Origin of the sequence: Fulvivirga sediminis, from assembly GCF_016757215.1 — a bacterium.
In the GTDB taxonomy this organism is placed as follows: domain Bacteria; phylum Bacteroidota; class Bacteroidia; order Cytophagales; family Cyclobacteriaceae; genus Fulvivirga; species Fulvivirga sediminis.
Map to the genome: position 1 here is coordinate 1 of NZ_JAESIY010000019.1, position 18024 is coordinate 18024.

The window sequence follows — 18024 nt, forward strand, 5'->3', positions numbered from 1 at the left end:
GGTATATGGATAAAAACCGTCCTCTTCCCCCTGGAGAGGCTTTGGATGCTTATCGAGAAAGGGATTATGAAAGAAGAAAAGCAGCAGGCTTTCCCCCTCCTCTATTTCCCAGTACTTTTGATACTCCTGAAGCCACCCCTGAACAGCAGCAGGAAAGAGAGCGTATTGGCGGGTGGTAATAAGCTTTTTGCAGTTTATACTATGGAACAAATAATAGAAAGCGATTATAAAAGAGAGATCACACACTCTGATTATAGTGATGCGCATAAAAAAATAAAAAGAGGTGGATGGAGCAGAGTATTAAACCTACACATAACAGAGAATAAAATTACTTTTCTCAAAGAAGAACTAGGACTTAAAGGTGGCCTTTTAAAAGCTAATGATAAATTTATAGAATTTGGAACATCACCACATATTACTCCAATATGGGTGGGGGGAGTTTTTTTTGCGGCCTTGATACTTATAATAAGTGGAGGAATAAAATTTCCAAATGAATTGAATACAGTCCAATTTATTATACCGCTAATCATTAGTTTATCTTGCCTTCTTTTTTTCGTGATTTATTACTTCACCATTCCTAAAAAGGAAGAAATATGGAACAGAGAAGACGGTTTAGTTACTTTCCCAGGGCTTATGTGGCAGAAAGACGTCACAATGCAGATAGAAAAAATCATGTTTCTTATGTCTGCTCCTAGCCATACAGGGGGCGGAGCATATATACTACAAATAAGAAGACCAGACCATGGGTATACTCCACACCTGGCTCCAATAGGAGGACAAAATTGCTACGAGGATCTGTCTTACCTTTTATGGTATATGGATAAAAGCAGACCCCTACCTCCAGGCGATATTTTTGATGCTTATCGTGAAAGAGATTATGAAAGAAGAAAGGCAGCGGGCTTTCCTCCCCCACTATTCCAAAGTACTTTTGATACCCCTGAAGCAACCCCTGAACAGCAGCAGGAAAGAGAGCGTATTGGTGGCTGGTAATAAGCTTTGCGCGGTTTAGGAAATAAAAGAAATTGAATAAATGGAATTCTTATCAAAAGTTATAAAACAAAAACCCAATAAAATTAATCTAGAATATATTACATCAAATAAAAATGTTATTACAGAAGCCAATGATCAATTTTATAAAGAAGATGTATCCTTAAAAGGCTGGGCTTCATGGATTTTTTCTGTAGTATTTAGTTTTGTTGCCTTCGTACTATTATTACTTTCAGGCGGATCAGGATCTCTCATTATTGAAATTATACTATTTATAGTTGCATTCATAATGCTTATATATGGCTTCATTGCTCCTGCCAGATTTAAGATTTACGACAGGTTAAACGGTATTGTATTTCTTCCTAATCGTATAGGCAAAGATGCTACCTTAAATTTCTCCACCAGCGTTGGGTTTATAAAATACATTAATTCCAGCCCAGGTGTTATGAGCGGCATGTTAAAATTACTGTCCAGTAGAAAAAGACCTCGTCAAGGAGGTTTTCTTGCCCAGCATAACCTAGATAATGTATGGGCTTTTACAGTTTGGTATATGGATAAAAACCGTCCTCTTCCTCCCGGAACTGCCTTTGATCCTTACCGTCAAAAAGACTTTGAAAGAAGAAAAGCAGAAGGCTTTCCTAAGCCCTTATATCCAAGCAACATTGCTACACCTGAAGCAACAAAAGCACAACAAGCAGAAAGACTAAGAATTGGAAAATGGTAACTAAGAATCAACATCAACTCCCTAAAGTATCATGGCTATTTGTGATACTTGCCATAGGTTTAATAATAAGCTGCGCTCAGTATATCGTCCCTTATATAGCTAATAACATATTAGGTGTGGCCAGCTACGGCCAATATAACGCGCAACTGGAAATCTTGAAATATGCAACTATTATAATTCATTTCATTTTTAATATTTTCATCTCTATCTGGTTAATTAATGCTGCCAAAAGTGATAAATCTAAAGTACTCTGGTTTTTCTTCGGCCTGGTTTTTGGCATACTGGCTATAATACTTTTCTATTTACATCTGCTAATCAATCAAATGCGTGATCTTCAAGCTTCCTTGGAAAGGTTAAATCTGCCTGAGCAAGGGCGGTTCAAAAAAGACCCTGAATGAATGGCTACTTGAAGCTTACTTTTGACAAACACATAGAATACATATAAATGCTTCCCATACTTTCTGTGAAAACAGGAGTATATTAGATATACAACTAAAAAAATGAAAAAGATAATATTAGACATAAGTAAAATACTTGCCAAATCATTCTTTAAATGGCTCTCCACTATTGCAATAGGTCTGGGCTTGTCCCTTATGGCTTTTACCATAGGCACTATACTAGTTATCAATGCAGCTGGAGATGGCCCTGGCTATCCTGGGGCAGCTCATACTGGAGGATTAGGAGCTATTATGGGAGTAATTATACTATTTTCAACTGATTTTTGGGCAATGCTTTTAGCTACTTTGAGCCTGCTAGTTTTTCCTTTTCTATATTTAAATATTGCTAATAAGGCGGCCTTACATGGGGCGGTATATCTATTATGGAAAAATAATATGGAGACATGGATTACTGAAAAATTCACTTTTTATGTTAAGAAGATAGTAAGTAAAGAAAATAGTATCGCGAAAAATATAGATGATAAGGCCACCGTGAAAGCTAGACTTATCAACTCTATTCGATCAGACCAAAGCACATCAAAGTGGCAAAAGAAAGTATTGACCTATGTTTTAAAAAAGATCAAACTAGAGGATATTGACACCCTTGCTGACGATGAAAAGGTAAGCGATTTTATCACAAAGAAAATTTTGGATTTTGTTTCTGACATTGGTGCTCCAAGCAACAAATTTCTAATCATCACACTATTAATCCATCTATTATTAATACCAATAGCGCTTATTTTTTAGATTACCGCTTGAAAAAACGATCTTTACTATCGTTTTTTCAAGACTAAATATTTATCAGAACATTCGCTTAGTCTGGTATATTGATTCATGCTGTTCCCGTAGTTTTGAATTATTATAGAGTTATCCTCATATTTACCCGATACGTCCTCCCCTGGGTCATCTCCTATCAATCTTTTAAAAAGTAAATACACTTGCTGATTATTCTTTAAAATCTCAATAGTCCCTTTTAACTTTCTCTTTGATGTTTCTAAATGATAGATGCCCCCAGATATATCAATCTGAAGCTGACAGTCATTGGCGGCCATTAAAATGTATTGCCCATCATATTTACTTTGATCAACAAAATTATTCTCTGCCTGTTTCTGCTCATTATTATATGATTTTAAAGTGGATTGCGCCTTCCCTTTTTCATAATTAACTAAAACCAGAATAGTTACCATACCGATTAACCCAAGTAGCCTCATCTCAATCGCTCGTTTATCACCTTGGGTATTTTACTTTCTTTACCTGCTTCTTTCATTTTTTGCACATAAATATGGTAAGCCTCCCTTGCTTCTTCCTTTTTACCAAAACCCCAATAAGCATCTCCCAAATTGATGTAAGCTACTGTTCTTTCCGGATATTTATCAATTATGTTATTCAACAGATACACCGATTCATCATAAGCGCCAAGTTGCTCCATATAATAGGCGATATCATTATAATACCCGATAGTTTCTTTTTTTAAGGGGTAGTTAGAAAGCAGTGTGAATATGAATTCCTCAGAAAGATTTTTGACGTAGTGCTTTTCTTTCAAAAGAACTTTCAATCTGCTTAATAGAGTAGCGTTTTCCAAACTACCTAGGTCTATACAGTCTTCCTTATCAGCTGTAATACATATCCTATTTGCCTCATGAGATAAGTTATAAGCGATAGATTTATTCACCTTCCATTCTCCATTATCGAAGGCGATGAAATAATTTATATTTTGTCCTCCTGCACCATTAAAAAAGGTTTTAATACAGCATATATTATTTCCTACGCTAAAAGCTGAAATGGTATCTACAAAATAAACTCCATCAAAGGAGTAGTTCTCGCCATGATACACATTTTCATACTCTCCTCCTCTTTTCACAAAAAACAATAGCTCATCTCCATTTTTATTATTAACCACCTTATCCAAGATGCCATCTTTATTAACGTCTATATCGAGTATTAAATAATCCCGATGATTTTCGTAATATTCCAATTCTTTAATTTCACCATTGGAAAAACTACAGCAAGCCTTCTCTACTAAAGAAAAATCTGCTGCACTACTTTGCAGGCAAATACCGCAGCTAAAAACCAACAATAAAATAATAGCCAAATTTCTACTCATCTCACAAATACTGGTAAAACCATAAATTACACCTTCTCTAAAATAGATAAGTAAAGTGTTTAATATCCCAATCTTTTTAATTCTGCTCGAATTGCTGAAGCATTCTTATATCTAGCTTTTACGTTGTCACCTTCTTGCCAGCCTTCAAATTCTAGCCCAAAATGGCCACTGATATCTGCCAAATAAATGAGTTTATCTTGATACACACTAGAATTTAGATCATCATAAATATAAGTTTGATATAAAGTACCTTCCGCTGTCAGTTTTATTCTTTGAGGCCATGTGCATAGCACAATAAGTTCCTTATCAGGATCACTATCCGCATTCGCAAAAAATACAGAAGCTATTTCTGCGCCGTTACCTGCCGGCAGGTAATTGTCTATCCTTATAAGGTTGTATTTTATTTCATCTTTTGAAAAAAGAATAAACCCTTCCACAGCATCATCATCATCTATTATGGTATTAAAAAATAGAATAATAGTTGAAACGTCTGCCACCCAATGAGTAGTTTCTATGGCAGGATGATTGCGTGAAACTTCTTCTCCATATAACTCATAGGCTACCCTATTTACAAAAACCTCCAAACCTTCACCCTCATTGCGGGTAAACTCCTTATTTACGTGACTTCCTAAAGTATCAGCCCTTACTATTTCATTTATATTCAATGAAACATCCGCAACTACACTTTCTGGCTTCCCCAAAAAAAAGATGATAAAAATAGCTGCAAGTGATAAAAATGATTTCTTCATGCATTTACTTTTCATGAACTGCTACATTCATCTACCTTAAAAACTTTCTTGGTATTTAAAAATGCCTTCTTCCTATCATCATAGGACTTAGTGGCAACATTTATCTTGGCAGTTACAGCGTCTACGTGACTTGGGCTACTACCCTTCATTGACTCTCTATAACATTCCTTTTCAAACCAATCTACTAAGCCAGCAAAAACAGCTTCTTTCGCAGAAAATTCATCTACTCCTATTGATAACTGCACTCCTGAACCTGGTATCAAATCATCTATTATTCTTTGAGAATTAGTATAATTAGTTCTGCCTGTAATTTGCAAAAGACCTCTTCCTCGGAAGCTCCAGCCATCTCCCTCATTAATATTGCCTAGTTTAAAGCTTTTACTTCGGTTATTATCATCATAGGCAATATTGGCTATTGCCTTTTGATCTGCCCTTTGAGATGATGGAATCTCCACCTTTTTCTTCACGGTGATCTCCTCATTAGTATTAGGATCCCATTTAATTACTTCCTCATAATAAATGTATGGGCCCCTGCCTATCTCATAAGCCCTCTTCATTAGCGATTTGTTTTTCTTAAAGCAACTGAATGGATAGCCTGAAACCAGAGCCGAAACTGAATAATTTAAACTTTCTCCTTTGAATGCTCCAGATAAGTTTGACCGACTCTCGACATATGCCTGAGCAAAAAAATGTGCTCTTTTTAAACATGTGTCTAACTCAAATATTTCATATAATTTTTTTGTAGAACCATCTTTAGTGACATAACTCCGATTAAACTCTTCTACAATTGCTTTCTTTTTACTATCTGATGCATCTTTAAAAACACCGGAAACCTCCTCAAAATCAAGGTCTTGGTAGCAACGACATGGCATTTTCCCGATCTTAAACCACTCGCCATCCACATCAAGCCACACATTGCCTGCTTTTTGTGCTTTTACCTCTCTCTTCTCTGCATTTCCATGATAGATGATATTCAAATCTTGCTGATCTTCTACTGCATGAGCATCCACCTGCAAACACAAGTTGGTTTTCTTATCTGCCACACAATCTAAAGCCTCCCTCCACTCTTTCATCTTATCCTTATCATCTGTATCAATAGCTATTTTAGCTACGGCCAAATCCCTAAATTCATCTTTATTGATGTACTCCGACTCACACATATTGCCAACTGTTGCGGTTATCACATAACCATAATTGCCATATTCATCTTTCACCGATACAAACTGACCGACCTCCGCCAAACACTTTTCTTTGCCTTGAATTACTTTTATCGTCAACTTATAACCAGAAAAGTTTTTGGTTTCTACTATCACATAAAGCTCTTTTCTTATACACCCGCTACTAACTGTAGTGAAATTCATCTTCTTCCTTTTCTCACGCCTAGCCGATTGGGTAGGCAGCGTAATTTTCTGACCTATAGATAATCTTCCTTTATTTTCTTGAGTTATACGGCTATCACTTTTCACAATAGCATTGACGGTAGTTCCCTTTTTCGCAGCTATGCCACTAAGCGTATCTCCAGCAACCACCGTATACACTTCTGGCACCGCTTCAGTCCTGCTTTCTACCTCCACCTCTTCAATAGTAGCCTCAGCAAAATATGCTTTAATGATCTCTGACTTTACCGCTCTTAAAGAGGGGTCTTCATATGAAGTATTTTGTTTTTTTCTGAAATTAAGCTTTGCCATAATATTTTCTATTTTCTGACATCTATTCGAGCTTACACTCACTTATGTGAGTACTAATATTTCACGATGTATCCTCCCAATAGACTTGGAATATGAATTCAACTTATTCCTTCAACCGATCTTTAATGTATGGAGGAATTTTGGTTGCCTTTCCTTTTTGATTCATGAGATGAAAATATTCTTTGTAAGCCTCTTTCGCCTTTTCCTCTTGATCCATTTTCCAATAGGCATCACCAAGATTAATATAAGCTACTACCCTCTCAGGATCTTGATCGATGATTTTATTTAGTAAGTAAGCCGCCTCAGCATAAGCTCCAGACTGCTCTAAGTAATAAGCAATATCATTATACTTTCGTAAATTTTCATCAGCAATTAAATTTCGATTTGACTGATCTACACTTAAAGCTGCGGCTTTTATTTTCACAAACTCTTTAGCAGTAAACCACTTTGCGAAGTAATCATACAAAGACAATACTGTTGATTTATTTACAACTTTAAGAATGTGACTATCTATACTCCATTGCTCCTCTTGAAAAAATCTCTCCTGTGTTTCTTCTCCTTCATAAATAGTTTCTTTTTGCTGAAACCAATTATTCAACTTTTCATCATACATATACTGTACATAAGCTTCATAACCATCCACTCCTGTAACCCATTCATAGGTTTCTATACAGCCCTTACCACAATTGTTGATTTGTGGCATAGAATGAGCCATTGGCATATCAAAGGTTTGTTTTTCATTATTCCCAAATAATACCGTACAGGCACAATAAGGCTCTTGCTGACCTTTTGTTTTATTGCAATAAATTTTATCCAACAAAGTATCGTAATCAAAATACCCCTCTACTTCCAAGTCATTGCCTGTCAACGTTTCTTGGATATCTATGCCTGCTTTACCTTTTTCATAGCCACCACAACATAAAAGGATAAATAAAGCAGCTGCAACTAATGAAGAAATTTCACAACCAATAATCATACACTTAATTCTAAAGCCAAACCTCGAAAATATTACAGTGCCTCATGAATTTCATATCAGTCACTTCAGATTCCAATGATTAAAACTATAAAATACTAACTCAATTTTGCTATCGATATTTAATGTACGCAGGAATTCTGATTACACTCTCTTTTTTATTCATTTGATAAATATATTTTTTTAAAGACTCTCTGTAACATTATCCTTTGTCAATAATTAAAAGAAGCCCATTATAATTCAATTGAATCTTAATGAGCTTTTGAGTAACACTTAAATTGGCTCAATTAGTCGCTATATCCAATTATTATTTCATCCTATGGTGAACGTCCTATTTTTAATGTTTCAAACTTTATTATTCCTGAGTAGGATAAATTACCTCGACATCACTTCTTTTAACATAACCAGTGGTCACCGATGATTTACCATCATAATATACTTTACACCACTCACCTCCTTCATCTTCCAGGTAAGCAATATCCCCCTTCAATAGATATGCTCTACGCTTTGTATCCTCAGAAGGCTCATCATGGAAGTAGGTTTTCACTGAGACCACCCTTGCCTTAGTAGAATAATTATAGATATTAAATGTTTTGATATAATCGACATCACCAACCTTTGATTTAGTTTTGAGAAAGGAAAAAATTTCACCAGGAAATGAGTATGATTTAGCAAAACTCACTTTCTCTAAGCTGTTTAAATCATTAATATTTGCTCCATAATAAAGATCATCATCCAACACCTCAAATGTATCAAAATATACAAGATGTCGTTTGCTAATATTTACAGTATCTATTTTTGAGCCTTGCTGCATTTGAAATGGCTCATATTTTCTTATTAAGAATTCACCAGTTTCCTGAAAATCATTGAAAGAACTTAGATTTACTGGCCTAGTGTCAGAAAATCCAATAGCCCCTTTTGTCAGAATTATACTATCGCTGTCTTTTATGATGATATCAATAAATTTATTTTCATAAATAACTTTAAAGTACTTATTATTATGGTCATCTTTTTTTTGACCTTCATGCTCTAAGTAATAAGAATAACTTTCCCATAGTCCCTGTATTTCCTGCAGATGTAACTTAGCACATACTTTGATTACATTAGTCTCGCTTGACCCTTCACTTACTTCTGAACTAGCCCCGCAACTTAAAACAACCAGTCCTATAACAAAAAATAGAGTCTTCAATAAATTACACATCATATTATTTATCTAAAATTTGATAGGCTTTTTTTGTATATTTATTTCTGAGGTCCAAACCGTTTGTTCCTCCGTTAACATCTAGAGTAACCGATTCAATAACCGCGTCAGCATTACCTTTATCAGCTTTTAAATTGGTGCTTTTATCGTCATCAATCCAGACAATCATAGAAGCCTTCATCGCTACATCTACATCTGTTTTTAACAGTGAAATATCATCCCCCATAAAATCTTTTGGATCTGATGGGTATCGCTTATTCCAAACTTTATGTAATTTTTTATATTTTCCTTTACCTGTCATATGTATAAAACCCACACCAAAATAATCGGAACCATCAAGGGTTGATTTATCACCATTCTCCAATCTGCAACCACTACCATAATAAAAGCCCATCATAGTTCTATATAACAATGATGGGCTTTTTGAAAATCGCTTTAATTTACTGAATTTTAATATCTAAAACGACTAGCCAATTTACAATGAAAATTTATTCTTGTAGCCGATCATGAACACGTGTAGGAATTTTACTTTCTTTACCGGCTTCTTTCATTTTATGAATATAAGAATAGTAAGCCTCCCTAGCTTCTTCCTTCTTACCAAGCCCCCAATAGGCATCACCAAGATTAATGTATGCTACTGTTCTTTCGGGATACTTATCAATTATTATATTTAGTATGTTCTCCGCCTCAACATAAGCCCCTGACTGCTCTAAGTAATAAGCAATATCATTATACTTTCTAAAATCAATTTGTTTTTCCTCTATTGTTTTTCGGTAACCACTTAAATCATTTCCCGAAATGTGAACATATAAATCACCTACAGTCTCATCGTAATCATAAGCGGTAGTATGTTTCCACCCCATATCTGTAGGAACACTGGCCTCTACCGCCTCCCCTTTTTCAATCAATTTTTTTATATTCAATTTCCCATCATTTACCATGATGGTGTCTTGCTGCTTAATCCGGTTTCCCAATTGCTCTATTTCTACTTTGCTTAATGTTTCCTTCATTGGTCTATTATAGTTTTGTTGAGCTTGACAGCCCGTAAACAGTGTAATTATTAAGAGTGTTGAAAAGATTTTTATAGTCATGTTTCTGAAGCATTGCTATTTTGTAAGAGTCTCCATTACCAGGCTCAAGTACTAATTTGTGTCAATTTACCATTAAGCTTGGCATATGAGAGTAATCCATAATATTTTCAGTCTGCCCTATCTTAAATGTGTGAGTGCCATTATTATCAATAACTATGAGATAGTCTAACGCTAATCAATCTCTACATTCTTCTGTTAAACAAAAAGGAGACTGCCACACAGTCTCCTTCAAAATATCTATATTAAAAAAATCTCCCCCAAATTGAACACTCCATTTTTAAGCCATAATATATAAATATCATACTTTAATATGAGTACAATTAGTCAATAATTCCTTATTATGCGCTCAATCCTCCTATAATAGATGTAGGATTTTACTTGTTTCACCTGCTTCTGACTTTGAGAGTATTCAAAGTAAAGCATCTTTCAGTTTATACCTAACCTTATAGAGAGACAATAAAATTTTATACATTTAGTATCCTATTTCTTTTAATTTTCCTAATAGCTTATTTATCGTATACTTGCTACATGAAGGACTCTTAGATATAAAAAATTGAAGGACTTTTGATGACGACCCCTAAGTTTTCCCTACAATTTAACTCCTTTCTAAAACCAGATATTTATCAGAACATTCATTTAACCTGGTATAAGGGTTTACGCTATTTCCATAGTTTTGAATGATTATAGTGCCTTCCTCATACTTTCCTACTATTTCCTCCTCCGGATCATCCCCTACAAACCCTTTAAAGAGTAAATACATTTCATCTTCATTTTCCTTAATTTCTATAGATCCTTTTATTTCTCTCTCAGTAGTTTTTACATGATAGTCAGATCCTGATATATCAATCACAAATTGACAGTCATTAACCCCTGTTAGAATGTACCTACCTTCACAATTCTCTTGAATATTTAAGATATTAACAGAGTGCTCAACTTCCGTTTTGGTTAACTCAGAAGCATCTCCATTTCGAATCTTACCATTACCACATGAAATTAGATTAAGGATTAAAAGAATTAATATTAACATTTTCATTCAGTTACAATTAAACTTTCCATAAAATTACGACTCATTGTTGGCTTCTTCGTTTTTCAAAATTGACAATCTAGATAAAATCGTACTTCTTATTACACTTCCATCATACCCATACCATTTATTGCTTAATTCTGGTTTCCCCGCACTGTCATGTAAATCTATAAATCTTTCATACCCTACAATTGCTTTATCCTTATCTTTTGTACATCCCGCTTTAGACAAACCTGGATCATGCCATAACCCCCAGCCGAAAACAGCCTTCTGATTATTATAAGCTTTACTATCCTCTAACACATAATTCGTATTATAATCTTCATTAACACTATCACAACTATTATACAATTCGTCAAAGCCTTTTTCAACCCATTCCAACCTATCATTATAACCATTATAGCCTCCGTTAATTGCAAAAGTTATATATATAAAATCATTATTATCAGCCTCATCGTTTAACTCTGCCTTCTGTCCCCAATACCAGCCTGCTGACCTTGCTGCATGCGGATCAACTTCAAGCTTTTCCTTATTTTCTTGAGTTGAAGAAAAATCCTCACTCACAAATTCCCCATAATCTTCATAATTAGACTTGAATGTCAACTGAATTAATCCTCGACCTTTAAACCCTCCATAATCCGATTCACTAGCACCAAGCTCCTCAGTATACCGCAAGCTTCCTGATTCATGAATTAATTGTGCTAAATAATGAACCCTTCGCAGACAAGTGTTGATGTCATTATCTACAAATGATTGATTAATACCATTTAAATGATTACTAATATTTTCATCAGTTGCATAAATAGCAATATTCTTAATTTGTGCCTTCGTAATATTCCTTGTACAACAACTTTCATTATTTAGAACAAACCACTCCCCATCAACATCAAGCCAAACATTAGGCACTTTTTCTCCTCTTACTTCCCCTTCTTCAGTATTACCTTTATAACTAATGTTCATATCTTCTTGGCCTTCTACTGTATGAGCATCTACCAACAAACATAAACTAGTTTTTTTGTCTTCTGCACAATCTAATGCTTCACGCCACGCTTCTAACTTATCCTCATCATCAGTGTCAATAGATATTTTAGCGATAGCCATATCAGAAAATTCATCTTTATTTAAATATTCAGAATCGCACATAGCGCCGACCGTTGATGTTATCAAATGACCATAATTCCCGTCTTCTTTCTTCACTGATAACGGCTGCCCCTCCTCCTCCAAGCATTTCTCTTTACCTTGCCTTACGTTCAACTTGACTTGATAGCCTGAGAAATTAGTAGTTTCTACCACTACATATAGCTCTTTACCTATATTTCCGCTGTCAACTTTGGAGAAACTTATCTTTTTCTTTTTCTCACTGGTTGCAACCTGGTTAGGTAAAGTAATTTGCTGACCTATAGACAAATTTCCTTTATTCTGATCTGTTAACGCACTGTCACTTTCTATAATGGCAGCAACAGTAGTTCCCTTTTTGTTTGCTATTTTACTAAGGGTATCACCAGAAACAACAGTATAAACTTCCGCCTCTGTTTCAGTGGTACTCTCTATTACAACCTCTTCAATAGTAGCCTCTGCAAAATAAGCTTTAGTTATCACTGGTCTTAAAATATTTAAAGCAGGAGTCTCCAGCGAAACATCTGGAAATTCCCTAAAACTAATTCTTGGCATAATTGGTATTTCTAATGTTTTGAGTTTTTATCTCTTATAACCTCTAATTTCAACTTGGTCTTATTCGAAGTAATTTTTACTCCTTCTAAAAAATCATTAGGTATAACCTCTCCATTATATTTAAAATCACGTTCGGAGTCAGAAAAACTCAAATCAATTATCTCTCCAACTGCACTCTTAGACTCAATAACGTAATAAACTTCGCTACCTATATAGGCATCTGCCTGCTGAATTTTTTCTCCATCTATTGTCGTAAAATAAGCTTTTTCAATAATTGGATCTCCTTTTTCCCGTTCCTCCGCCACCTGCGAAACAGGCGCAGCAAAAGTCTTTCTCCAAAAAGTGGAATACTCGGTAGAAGAGGCTGAGTCCTTAACGCCTCCAGCAGTTATTAGTAGAGATTCTGACATGGGAGAATTTCCCTGAGATACAAAGCTAGTACGGTTAACCACCACATGGCAGTCGTAAAAATGTATCCTCCTGCTTTTGCTACCTAACTGGTTGGGTACATATTCCAGTACTATTTCTTTTACATTATCGGTAGCGTTAACAGCTTTATCAAAAAATAAATTATCTCGGGTAGCTTCTATTACTACCTCTAAGCCGGAAAATCTGGGTGCGGCAGAGGGCCTTCCTGATTCATCTATCCGTTGCTTTAATCCATAATCAAACCTTATTACATTGTAGGTAGTACCTTCTACATGTAATTTTGCGGTAATACTCATAAGTTTAGAAGTTTAGACTGCAAACTACTTTTATCCTTTTTGAGACGGTAAAAAAATATCCTGATACGCTCTTAACCATCAGGCAAAAGTGGCCGCGTGAATAAAAAAATAAAGACTGTCTCAAAAGTGGGCTGAAGAGAACCTCCATCTGACTTAAACTTCACTTTTGAAACAGCCTCTTTATAACCTTTACATTTCGTTATATTCCGAATTCCACTCAGAACCATCATCACCCTTCTGTCCATCCATCTTAATCATGAAGTTTTTAGCCGGGAAATAAGGCTTCAAATGAATATCTAAATGTATTTTGTCTTTCTGAATATGATCTTGCTCAAAACGCTTTACAGAAAAATCTTCAATCAGCTTATCTGGTCCGGTAATACCATCTAAAAACTGCACTATCTGACCCATAAGCTCTCTTCTGGTTTTAGCATTGAAGTTTTCGAAAGCTCTTCTGTTTAAGAAGTCCATCAGCACTTTAGTAACGTAGTCAAACACACGCACTACAGAGTAAGTCTGTAAGCCCAGGTTATCTCCGTTAAACAAAGTCTTAGCTGAGAATGCCATTACTTTACCGTATTCAAAAACCATAGGAACCAGGCCTAATCTCTCAAGCTGAGAAATCTCGCCTTTTTTAAGGTCGAATTTAACACCATCTACCTCGTTCATACCACCAAACTTTTTACCGGCAGTAACCTGAGACATAAGTGTTTTATAGATCTTTCCTCCCAAAGCACTAGAGGGAGCTACATAAATATCTTCTTCTTCACCCACTTCGGCATTTTTACCTCTACCTACCAGCCAGTTACAAGTCATGATAACATTAGAGCGGTATTTATCTCCACCAGAAAGGTTAGCAGCCTCAAAAAGCTCCATAACATCATCTGGCTCATCAAGATGCTCAAAGTCAGTTACAAGCATAACCTTATTCTCATGCGCTATTTTAGCCCATTTCTCTACCACTTTGTTAGATCCTAAATAACCTGGCACTACCAATAAACTGTAGTTATCTCTAAGATCTAATCGATCATAATTCTGAACTAATTCCTCGTGAACAGCATCAATAAATCTTGTATTATCAAGATCTTTTAACTGATCTATCTCAGCATTAAGGATATTTACATTTTTAAGCTTTTGAGCCTCTGTATTCTTAAAGAAAAGGGCTACAGACCTATAAGACTGCTCAAGCTCGCGGGTTTGATCCAAAGAACGCTTCAAGTTCTTTTTAAGGGTTTCACCAGCCTGTTGAGATCTTTTTTCTGACTCATCAATCAATTCTGATAAATCGTCTGAGGTCTCTAATAAGTCGCTCCATATTTCGAGCGTCTTCTTCAGCTTTTGCCTTTCTAGTTTTTTAGAAGACTCTGTTAAAAATATTTTTTTTCTGGCTTTACGCTCAGGGTTCATATTCTGAACATCGTCAATACAAGCTTCCAAAAGGTCAAAACCACCATATTTGGCCAGTTTTGCTTCATTCCTCTTGAGCTCTTCTGCCGGGTTCTCTACCTGCTGAGCGCTTGCTGCTTTATTTTCTTGAACTGCCATGGTTTATTTCTCTTGTTCTAATTCTGCGATTAATGATTTAATAGAGTTTAACAATGCCTGTTTAGCTTCAGGATCAGCCAGAGCACTCTTCAATATTTTATTAGTTCTTAATTGCTTAATTACTTTTAGATATTGATGCTTTTCAGTATCAAGATCATTTAAAAATTTACTCTGTTCAATTATTCCATCTTTACCAAAATTTCCTAAGTGACTAAACTTCAAAGTTTCTTTCTTCTCTACACCATCAGCGTCTTCAAACTCCACTTCCACCTCTGGTTTATAATGATCAAAAACATCATCAAGAGTTTTTAATCCTGTCACAATTTCTGGCTTCAATGATTGATCCTGGGTTAGCTTTTGAATAAGTAAAGTCTTATTCTGACCAATTTCCGCTATGGCTTCACCAGCATCGGTCTGCACCTCTGTTCCGCCTATTCCGAGTTTATTATCCATAGAATAAAAAATTTATGTTGATAAATGATAATTTGTATTAACTAAAAATCTGTAATTACTTAACTATACTGCCATACTAGCTCCTCGCCCTCCACTGATAGGTTTACTACGCTTCCTTTAGCTATCTCGCCGCTAATAATTTTGCGAGAAAGTGGTGAGCGTAAATCTGAACGAATAACACCTCTAATAGGCCTGGCTCCATATTTTGGAGTAAATCCTTTATGAGCCAGTAAGCTTTTGGCGTCATCTGACAGGTTTAATGTGATTTCTTGCTTTTCTAAAGCTTTGTATAGATCTTTCATCTGCACATCAAAAATCCTGATCACTCCATCTTCTGTAATCGGAGAGAAAGGCACTATCTCAGTAAGCCTACCCAAAAATTCTGGCCTGAAATGCATAGACATAAGATCAAGCAGATCAGTAGACTTAGGAATCTCACCGGCAGAAAAAGATTGAGCGACATGCTCACTACCTATATTTGAAGTGAAAAGCACTACGGCATTTGAAAAATCGCCCGTCTTTCCTAATCGATCACTCAATTTACCTTCATCCAAAATCTGAAGAAATATATCAAACACTGAAGGGTGAGCCTTTTCTATTTCATCAAAAAGCACGATAGAGTAAGGCTTTTGTCTTATTTTATTTACCAGCAAGCCACCTTCTTCGTAGCCTACATATCCTGGAGGCGCTCCATAAAGCAATGCTGCCGAGTGCTCTTCCTTAAACTCAGACATGTCAAAACGAATAATAGCCTCTTCTGTCTGAAATAAGAACTCAGCCAATGACTTTGCTAACTCGGTCTTACCTGTTCCGGTAGGCCCGGTAAAAAAGAAAGATCCTATAGGCAAACCAGGTTTGCTCAGTCCAGACCTAGATTCCAATATAGCTTCCGTAACTGAAACGATAGCATGATCCTGCCCAATTACTCTTTTCTTGAGCTCATCTTCCATAGTAAGCAGTCTCTCCTTTTCATCTGTACGAAGCTTACCGGCTGGAATGCCCGTTTTATTAGCTATAGTAGCCGCTACATCATTCTGCTCTATATGCTCTTCTTTACTATCTACCTTACTTTGAAACTGGTCTAGCACATTTTCAATAGCCAAAGCATAATCTTCAACTGCTGTAATGCCCGAAACTGCTTCATCTGACCAATCTTCAAATAACAAATAACTAAAGAGGCCTTTTAACTCCATCCATTGCTTTTCCAGCTCAGCTAATTTTTCAGCCTCATCAGAGTTACTTTCTTTTATCTCTTTTACCTGTGTTTTTACCTTCTGCACATGATCAGCAGTGGTTTCCAACATGTAGCGTGTAGCTGACATGGTACGATCTATTAAATCAATAGCTGAGTCTGGCAGACTACGCTCTTTGTTAAATCTTTTTGATAAGCGAATAGCTTCCGCTATGGTACCCTCATCCACTTTCAGGCTATGATGATTGGAATACTTATCGATAGTATCAGCTATCATTTTCAAGGCCCTTGCTTCATTTGGTTCTTCTAAACCGATTACTTCAAACCTTCTAAAAAGGCCTTCGTCATTTTCTATATTCTTTCTGAAAGCATCATTAGTAGACGTACCTATAAATGTGATTTGACCTTTAGCCAGCTCAGACTTCAAAATATTAACCAAACCAGGATTACCATTTTCCTTATTGGTAATATTATTAATCTCATCGATAAGCAAAATAGGCTTAGAGAGACTTTTCAAAGCATTAAGTACTTTCTTAAACCGGTCTTCTATTTCACTTTTATAAGTGGCTCCTGATACCAGTTGTATGTAATCAAGCTCATAAATCTGAGCCCCTTTGAAGGCAGTAGGTACTGATTCGTTTACAACTACCTGCGTAAAACCATCAAGTAACACAGATTTACCAACACCCGGCTCACCTGTAATAAGCACATTAGGTTTTGAGTGCCTTCCCAGCACCTCTAGCATCATTTTTATTTCAGCATCTCTGCCAGAAATAGCCTGCAACTGCCCTTGATCTGCCTCAAAAACTTTATCTATACAATAATCTCCCAGCACAGATGAAGATACTCCTGTTGGCAAAACAGACCTTCCCGCTTCACTGGCACCATTAATAGAAGCTACTTTAGATACCTGAAGAATGTCCTCAGCTTTAATGGGTAATGTTTTGAGCTGCTCATAAGAAAAGCCAACCCCTGGTGTACATATGGCAATGAAGAGCGCCGTGGGCGTTATTTCTTCCTCACCCAGCTTGAGTTTTACACTATCAGCCTCATTAAACACTGATTCTACCGACCGATCTCCATCAATTGTATCGGAGATACTAGCTTTTTTGGGAAGGGATTCAATTCTTACATCACACCACTCTTCAAAATAATAGACATCCAAATCTAACTTTAAAAGCAGTGAATCTAATCCTGAATCTTTATGAAGAAGAGCCTTCAGTAAGTGAGCAGCATTATACTCATTATTATGATATTCCTTTGCCAAAGATTGAGCAATATGAATAGCAGTTTTACTTCTTTGCTCTAAAGAAAATTCCACTAACTGCATGAATTTAACAAATTAAAAAATTATATATATACTTATATTAGTGCAATACAAAAATTAAAGACAGCTACACTAAACTATTGACAACTTTACAAAAAAGAACTTAATTGATTAAATAAAAGTATAAAAAAAA

General features: G+C 35.7%; 18 protein-coding genes. 4 read left to right on the forward strand and 14 right to left on the reverse strand.

What is annotated here, in order from left to right:
- Window positions 1–201 precede the first annotated feature (201 nt).
- From JL102_RS22205 to JL102_RS22220, 4 genes are all read left to right on the forward strand, one after another.
- The gene (locus JL102_RS22205; protein WP_202246672.1) at window positions 202–990 is read left to right on the forward strand and encodes a hypothetical protein; all 789 of its coding nucleotides are present in this window, start codon (window positions 202–204) and stop codon (window positions 988–990) included.
- A 40-nt stretch (window positions 991–1030) separates the two neighbouring features.
- A complete protein-coding gene (locus JL102_RS22210; protein WP_202246673.1) occupies window positions 1031–1711 on the forward strand; it encodes a hypothetical protein in 681 nt (226 codons plus the stop codon).
- Complete coding sequence (locus JL102_RS22215) at window positions 1705–2109, forward strand: oligosaccharide flippase family protein (RefSeq protein WP_202246674.1); 405 nt, start codon at window positions 1705–1707, stop codon at window positions 2107–2109. The genes JL102_RS22210 and JL102_RS22215 overlap by 7 nt, the downstream gene beginning before the upstream one ends.
- 102 nt (window positions 2110–2211) lie before the next feature.
- Window positions 2212–2895 carry a hypothetical protein gene (locus JL102_RS22220; RefSeq protein ID WP_202246675.1) on the forward strand — a complete coding sequence of 228 codons (684 nt, stop codon included), beginning with the start codon at window positions 2212–2214 and terminating at the stop codon, window positions 2893–2895.
- A gap of 26 nt (window positions 2896–2921) precedes the next feature.
- Here JL102_RS22220 and JL102_RS22225 read toward each other — a convergent pair whose 3' ends face one another.
- From JL102_RS22225 to JL102_RS22290, 14 genes are all read right to left on the reverse strand, one after another.
- Window positions 2922–3359, reverse strand: coding sequence for a hypothetical protein (locus tag JL102_RS22225; RefSeq protein ID WP_202246676.1), 438 nt, complete (start codon window positions 3357–3359; stop codon window positions 2922–2924).
- The gene (locus JL102_RS22230) at window positions 3356–4252 is read right to left on the reverse strand and encodes a tetratricopeptide repeat protein (RefSeq protein WP_202246677.1); all 897 of its coding nucleotides are present in this window, start codon (window positions 4250–4252) and stop codon (window positions 3356–3358) included. Before JL102_RS22230 ends, JL102_RS22225 begins: the two co-directional genes overlap by 4 nt.
- Window positions 4253–4311: 59 nt before the next feature.
- Window positions 4312–5001 (reverse strand): hypothetical protein, encoded by a 690-nt coding sequence (locus tag JL102_RS22235; protein ID WP_202246678.1) that lies wholly within the window; start codon window positions 4999–5001, stop codon window positions 4312–4314.
- Window positions 5002–5012: 11 nt separating this feature from the next.
- Window positions 5013–6689 carry a LysM peptidoglycan-binding domain-containing protein gene (locus JL102_RS22240; protein WP_202246679.1) on the reverse strand — a complete coding sequence of 559 codons (1677 nt, stop codon included), beginning with the start codon at window positions 6687–6689 and terminating at the stop codon, window positions 5013–5015.
- A gap of 103 nt (window positions 6690–6792) precedes the next feature.
- Window positions 6793–7665, reverse strand: a complete 873-nt coding sequence (locus tag JL102_RS22245; RefSeq protein ID WP_202246680.1) for a tetratricopeptide repeat protein — start codon at window positions 7663–7665, stop codon at window positions 6793–6795.
- Between the two features lie 352 nt (window positions 7666–8017).
- Window positions 8018–8851 (reverse strand): SH3 domain-containing protein, encoded by an 834-nt coding sequence (locus JL102_RS22250; RefSeq protein WP_202246681.1) that lies wholly within the window; start codon window positions 8849–8851, stop codon window positions 8018–8020.
- Between the two features lie 16 nt (window positions 8852–8867).
- Window positions 8868–9275, reverse strand: coding sequence for a hypothetical protein (locus JL102_RS22255; RefSeq protein ID WP_202246682.1), 408 nt, complete (start codon window positions 9273–9275; stop codon window positions 8868–8870).
- Between the two features lie 76 nt (window positions 9276–9351).
- Complete coding sequence (locus JL102_RS22260; protein ID WP_202246683.1) at window positions 9352–9873, reverse strand: tetratricopeptide repeat protein; 522 nt, start codon at window positions 9871–9873, stop codon at window positions 9352–9354.
- A 676-nt stretch (window positions 9874–10549) separates the two neighbouring features.
- Window positions 10550–10987, reverse strand: coding sequence for a hypothetical protein (locus JL102_RS22265; RefSeq protein WP_202246684.1), 438 nt, complete (start codon window positions 10985–10987; stop codon window positions 10550–10552).
- Between the two features lie 27 nt (window positions 10988–11014).
- Window positions 11015–12649 carry a LysM peptidoglycan-binding domain-containing protein gene (locus JL102_RS22270; protein WP_202246685.1) on the reverse strand — a complete coding sequence of 545 codons (1635 nt, stop codon included), beginning with the start codon at window positions 12647–12649 and terminating at the stop codon, window positions 11015–11017.
- 11 nt (window positions 12650–12660) lie between these two features.
- Window positions 12661–13374, reverse strand: a complete 714-nt coding sequence (tssD, locus tag JL102_RS22275) for a type VI secretion system tube protein TssD (protein ID WP_202246686.1) — start codon at window positions 13372–13374, stop codon at window positions 12661–12663.
- A gap of 189 nt (window positions 13375–13563) precedes the next feature.
- Window positions 13564–14919 (reverse strand): DUF5458 family protein, encoded by a 1356-nt coding sequence (locus tag JL102_RS22280; RefSeq protein ID WP_202246687.1) that lies wholly within the window; start codon window positions 14917–14919, stop codon window positions 13564–13566.
- Between the two features lie 3 nt (window positions 14920–14922).
- On the reverse strand, window positions 14923–15372 hold the full coding sequence (locus tag JL102_RS22285; protein ID WP_202246688.1) for a hypothetical protein: 450 nt from the start codon (window positions 15370–15372) through the stop codon (window positions 14923–14925).
- 59 nt (window positions 15373–15431) lie between these two features.
- Window positions 15432–17894 carry an ATP-dependent Clp protease ATP-binding subunit gene (locus tag JL102_RS22290; RefSeq protein ID WP_202246689.1) on the reverse strand — a complete coding sequence of 821 codons (2463 nt, stop codon included), beginning with the start codon at window positions 17892–17894 and terminating at the stop codon, window positions 15432–15434.
- Window positions 17895–18024: the final 130 nt, after the last annotated feature.

Excerpts from the sequence above, each read along its gene's own strand:
- JL102_RS22205 (WP_202246672.1), top strand. The coding sequence starts at position 202 with ATGGAACAAATAATAGAAAGCGATTATAAAAGAGAGATCACACACTCT.
- JL102_RS22210 (WP_202246673.1), top strand. The coding sequence starts at position 1,031 with ATGGAATTCTTATCAAAAGTTATAAAACAAAAACCCAATAAAATTAAT.
- JL102_RS22215 (WP_202246674.1), top strand. The coding sequence starts at position 1,705 with ATGGTAACTAAGAATCAACATCAACTCCCTAAAGTATCATGGCTATTT.
- JL102_RS22220 (WP_202246675.1), top strand. The coding sequence starts at position 2,212 with ATGAAAAAGATAATATTAGACATAAGTAAAATACTTGCCAAATCATTC.
- JL102_RS22225 (WP_202246676.1), bottom strand. The coding sequence starts at position 3,359 with ATGAGGCTACTTGGGTTAATCGGTATGGTAACTATTCTGGTTTTAGTT.
- JL102_RS22230 (WP_202246677.1), bottom strand. The coding sequence starts at position 4,252 with ATGAGTAGAAATTTGGCTATTATTTTATTGTTGGTTTTTAGCTGCGGT.
- JL102_RS22235 (WP_202246678.1), bottom strand. The coding sequence starts at position 5,001 with ATGAAGAAATCATTTTTATCACTTGCAGCTATTTTTATCATCTTTTTT.
- JL102_RS22240 (WP_202246679.1), bottom strand. The coding sequence starts at position 6,689 with ATGGCAAAGCTTAATTTCAGAAAAAAACAAAATACTTCATATGAAGAC.
- JL102_RS22245 (WP_202246680.1), bottom strand. The coding sequence starts at position 7,665 with ATGATTATTGGTTGTGAAATTTCTTCATTAGTTGCAGCTGCTTTATTT.
- JL102_RS22260 (WP_202246683.1), bottom strand. The coding sequence starts at position 9,873 with ATGAAGGAAACATTAAGCAAAGTAGAAATAGAGCAATTGGGAAACCGG.
- JL102_RS22265 (WP_202246684.1), bottom strand. The coding sequence starts at position 10,987 with ATGAAAATGTTAATATTAATTCTTTTAATCCTTAATCTAATTTCATGT.
- JL102_RS22270 (WP_202246685.1), bottom strand. The coding sequence starts at position 12,649 with ATGCCAAGAATTAGTTTTAGGGAATTTCCAGATGTTTCGCTGGAGACT.
- tssD (WP_202246686.1), bottom strand. The coding sequence starts at position 13,374 with ATGAGTATTACCGCAAAATTACATGTAGAAGGTACTACCTACAATGTA.
- JL102_RS22280 (WP_202246687.1), bottom strand. The coding sequence starts at position 14,919 with ATGGCAGTTCAAGAAAATAAAGCAGCAAGCGCTCAGCAGGTAGAGAAC.
- JL102_RS22285 (WP_202246688.1), bottom strand. The coding sequence starts at position 15,372 with ATGGATAATAAACTCGGAATAGGCGGAACAGAGGTGCAGACCGATGCT.
- JL102_RS22290 (WP_202246689.1), bottom strand. The coding sequence starts at position 17,894 with ATGCAGTTAGTGGAATTTTCTTTAGAGCAAAGAAGTAAAACTGCTATT.